We start from the raw sequence: 3,288 nt of genomic DNA, 5'->3' as shown, positions 1-3,288 counted from the left end.
CGCAAGGGGCCCTTCTTTCTGGGGTGCGGTTTCGCCGGTCAGTCGCGTTCGCCGCCGAAGATGCCCAGCAGCGCCAGCAGGCTCTGGAACACGTTGAACAGGTCCAGGTACAGCGCGAGCGTGGCGGTGATGTAGTTGGTTTCGCCGCCGTCCATGATCTGCTTCAGGTCATAGAGCATGTAGGCCGAGAAGATGCCGATGGCGGCCACCGAGATCACCAGCATGCCGGTGCTCGAGCCGACGAACACGTTGATGATGGCGCCGAACATCAGCACCATGGCGCCGACGAACAGGAACTTGCCCATGCCCGACAGGTCGCGCTTGATGACCGTGGCCAGCGAGGCCATCACGAAGAACACGCCGGCGGTGCCGCCGAAGGCCGTCATGATGAGTTCCGAGCCGTTCTTGAAGCCCAGCACCATCGCGATCAGGCGCGACAGCATCAGGCCCATGAAGAAGGTGAAGCCCAGCAGCACCGGCACGCCGGCGGCGGAGTTCTTGGTCTTCTCGATGGCGAACATGAAGCCGAATGCGCCGCCCAGGAAGACGATGAGGCCGAGACCGCCTGTGAGCGAGCGGGTGATGCCGGTGCTGACGCCGACCCAGGCGCCCAGCACGGTGGGCAGCAGGCTCAGCGCGAGCAGCCAGTAGGTATTGCGCAGCACGCGCTGGCGTTCGGCCTGGGCCAGCGGCTGGCCGTAGCCGGTGGAGGTGTCTAGGGTGGTAACGCGGTCGTTCATGGCCGGAGCTCCTGTGGTTGCTGCTAACACGCAGTTGGGGCGCATTCTAGGGGGCTGCAAGAGCAAGTTTCGATAAAGACCGTATGCGCGATGTTCCGCAGCTTGGCACCGGCCCGAAGGCACTGCTGGCGGCGTGGCCGTTATGCTGTCGGGTTTTCACGCAACCTTGAGCACACCATGAAGACCAAGTCATTCCTCGAACTCGCCGACGTCAAGGCCATCGCCGCCGCAGCGGAAGCCGAGGCCCTCAAGAACAACTGGGCGGTCACCATCGCCATTTCGGACGACGCCGGCAACCTGCTGTGGCTGCAACGCCTGGACGGCGCCGCCGCGCTGTCTTCGCACATCGCCCCCGCCAAGGCCCATACGGCCGCCATGGGCCGTCGCGAAAGCAAGGTCTACGAGGACATCATCAACGGCGGCCGCACGGCGTTCCTGACGGCGCCCGCGGTGCAGGGCCTGCTCGAAGGCGGCGTGCCGATCGTGAAGGACGGCCACGTGATCGGCGCCGTGGGCGTGAGCGGCGTGAAGTCGAACGAAGACGCGCAAATCGCCAAGGCGGGCATTGCCGCCCTCGGCCTCTGATTCTTTTTCGAATCGCACAAAGCAAAACGCCGACCTCATGGTCGGCGTTTTGCTTTTTTTGGATGCTTCAGCGTGAAAAAAAGCTTGGCTAGTCGGCGAACCGTTGGCTAGCAAAAAACGACCCTTCGGAGATGAATCTCCTTGAGTCGCCCCACGATGAAACTTGCGCGAGGGGCGGGCTGACGGACCTTATTTGGTCAGGATCAGCTTGCCGAGTTTGGTGGCTTGAAGCCGATAAAGGGAGCCGTTGTGCATGATGCCCACGGTCTTGCTTCCTTTCAGAAGCTCCGTGCTTTCGACCATCGGCGCCGGACGCGATGCCTGGATCGACGCATGACCGCCACCCGATTGGTCGAGCGAAGGATGGTTCAGAACAGAAAAGGCGTTGGGGGTGGCTGGCATCTGGAGGTCCCTTATCGAAGCGATGACTGAATGATAATGATTCGCAATAAAAAGTCAATCGACGCGATCAACTTTTTTTTGCTCGCGCATCAGATCATTTCGAATCAGGCTCCGTGATGAAGCCGATCTTGCGCACGCCGGCTTCACGGGCTTCCGACATGGCCTTGGCCACGCGCTCGTAGCGCACGGCCTTGTCGCCGCGGATGTGCAACTCGGGCTGCGGTTCCTTGGCGGCTTCGGCGGCCAGGCGGGCCGGCAGCTCGCTGTCGGCGATCTTCTGTTCGTTCCAGTAGTACTCGCCGTCGGCCGTGACGCTGAACAGGATGTTCTGCGGCTTGGGCTGCTCGGGCTCGCTGGTGGCGCGCGGCAGGTCGATGTTGACCGCGTGCTTCATCACCGGCACGGTGATGATGAAGATGATCAGGAGCACCAGCATGACGTCGACCAGCGGCGTCATGTTGATCTCGTTCATCACCTCATCGGGTTCGTCTTGGGTACCGAAGGCCATGATGCTCAGCCCTTCTTGAGCGGAACCACGACGGCTTCGCTGCCGCTCTGGACGCGGGCACCGGTCACGAAGTAGGCGTGCAGGTCGTGCGCGAAGGCATTGAGCTTGGTCAGCACGAACTTGTTGCCGCGCACCAGCGCGTTGTAGCCCAGCACCGCGGGAATGGCTACGGCCAGGCCCAGCGCCGTCATGATCAGTGCTTCACCGATCGGGCCGGCCACCTTGTCGATGGTCGCCTGGCCGGCCGAGCCGATGCTCATCAGCGCGTGGTAGATGCCCCAGACCGTGCCGAACAGGCCGATGAAGGGGGCCGTGGAGCCGACCGAAGCCAGCACGGCCAGGCCGGTCTGCAGGCGGGCGGTGAAGGCGTCGATGCCGTTGCGCAGCGAGCGCGTGATCCAGTCGCTCACGTCGAGCGCGTCATGCAGGTGCGCCTTGGTGTTGCGATGGTGCGCCGCGGCTTCGCGGCCTTCGAGGGCCAGCGCGCGGAACGGATTGCTGTCGTCCTGGCCGAGCTTGTTCAGCGCGGTGGCGAAGTCTTCGCTGTGCCAGAAGTCTTGCGAGTGCTTGGCCAGGCGCTTGTATTTGATGACGTCGAGTGCCTTGACGATGATGACGATCCACGACGCGAGCGACATGCCGATCAACAGCACCGCGACGGCCTTGGTGACGAAGTCGCCCTGGTTCCAGACGTTCATCAAGCCAAATTGGGAATCCATACGAAGTTGCTCCAGAGAAAAATTAGTTCAGAACGTAGTTGACGGGGGCGTCATAGGACATGGCCTGCACCACCCCATTGACCTTGCCGGGGACGAACCGGCATTTCAGGATGTATTCCACGGCGGCTTCGTCGAGGCGATCAAAGCCGCTGGACTTCTTGACTTCGGCGCTCTTGGGCAGGCCGTCGACACCGACCAGCACGCGCACGATGACCTTGCCCTGTTCGCCGAGCCGTTTGCTCATGGCGGGGGTAGGTGGCCTTGGGATTCTGCAGGTAGTCGGCGTTGCTCGACGGCAGTTGCACCGCGGGCGGGGCCGGGGGCGCGGCGGCGG

The 3,288-nt window shown here is 62.9% G+C and carries 5 protein-coding genes and 1 pseudogene; 1 reads left to right on the top strand and 5 read right to left on the bottom strand.

The window, feature by feature from the left end; all coding sequences use genetic code 11:
- Nucleotides 1-38 precede the first annotated feature (38 nt).
- Entirely contained in the window at nt 39-740 is a 702-nt protein-coding gene (locus BMG07_RS40235; RefSeq protein WP_081268675.1) for a Bax inhibitor-1/YccA family protein, read from the bottom strand.
- A 177-nt stretch (nt 741-917) separates the two neighbouring features.
- Here BMG07_RS40235 and BMG07_RS40230 point away from each other — a divergent pair, with 177 nt between their 5' ends.
- Nucleotides 918-1,325: a heme-binding protein gene (locus BMG07_RS40230; protein WP_093236987.1), complete on the top strand. Its 408-nt coding sequence runs from the start codon at nt 918-920 to the stop codon at nt 1,323-1,325.
- A gap of 189 nt (nt 1,326-1,514) precedes the next feature.
- Here BMG07_RS40230 and hemP read toward each other — a convergent pair whose 3' ends face one another.
- The 4 genes and pseudogenes from hemP to BMG07_RS40210 all read right to left on the bottom strand — a co-directional run.
- Nucleotides 1,515-1,727 (bottom strand): hemin uptake protein HemP, encoded by a 213-nt coding sequence (hemP, locus tag BMG07_RS40225; RefSeq protein ID WP_198089151.1) that lies wholly within the window; start codon nt 1,725-1,727, stop codon nt 1,515-1,517.
- A 94-nt stretch (nt 1,728-1,821) separates the two neighbouring features.
- Entirely contained in the window at nt 1,822-2,235 is a 414-nt protein-coding gene (locus BMG07_RS40220; protein WP_198089150.1) for a biopolymer transporter ExbD, read from the bottom strand.
- 5 nt (nt 2,236-2,240) lie between these two features.
- Nucleotides 2,241-2,954, bottom strand: coding sequence for a MotA/TolQ/ExbB proton channel family protein (locus BMG07_RS40215; RefSeq protein ID WP_198089149.1), 714 nt, complete (start codon nt 2,952-2,954; stop codon nt 2,241-2,243).
- Nucleotides 2,955-2,976: 22 nt separating this feature from the next.
- A pseudogene (locus BMG07_RS40210) lies at nt 2,977-3,288 on the bottom strand (energy transducer TonB); the annotation flags it as partial.

The organism is Variovorax sp. E3 (genome assembly GCF_016082275.1).
In the GTDB taxonomy this organism is placed as follows: Bacteria; Pseudomonadota; Gammaproteobacteria; order Burkholderiales; family Burkholderiaceae_C; genus Variovorax.
This window is presented reverse-complemented; position numbering and strand designations above follow the sequence as displayed.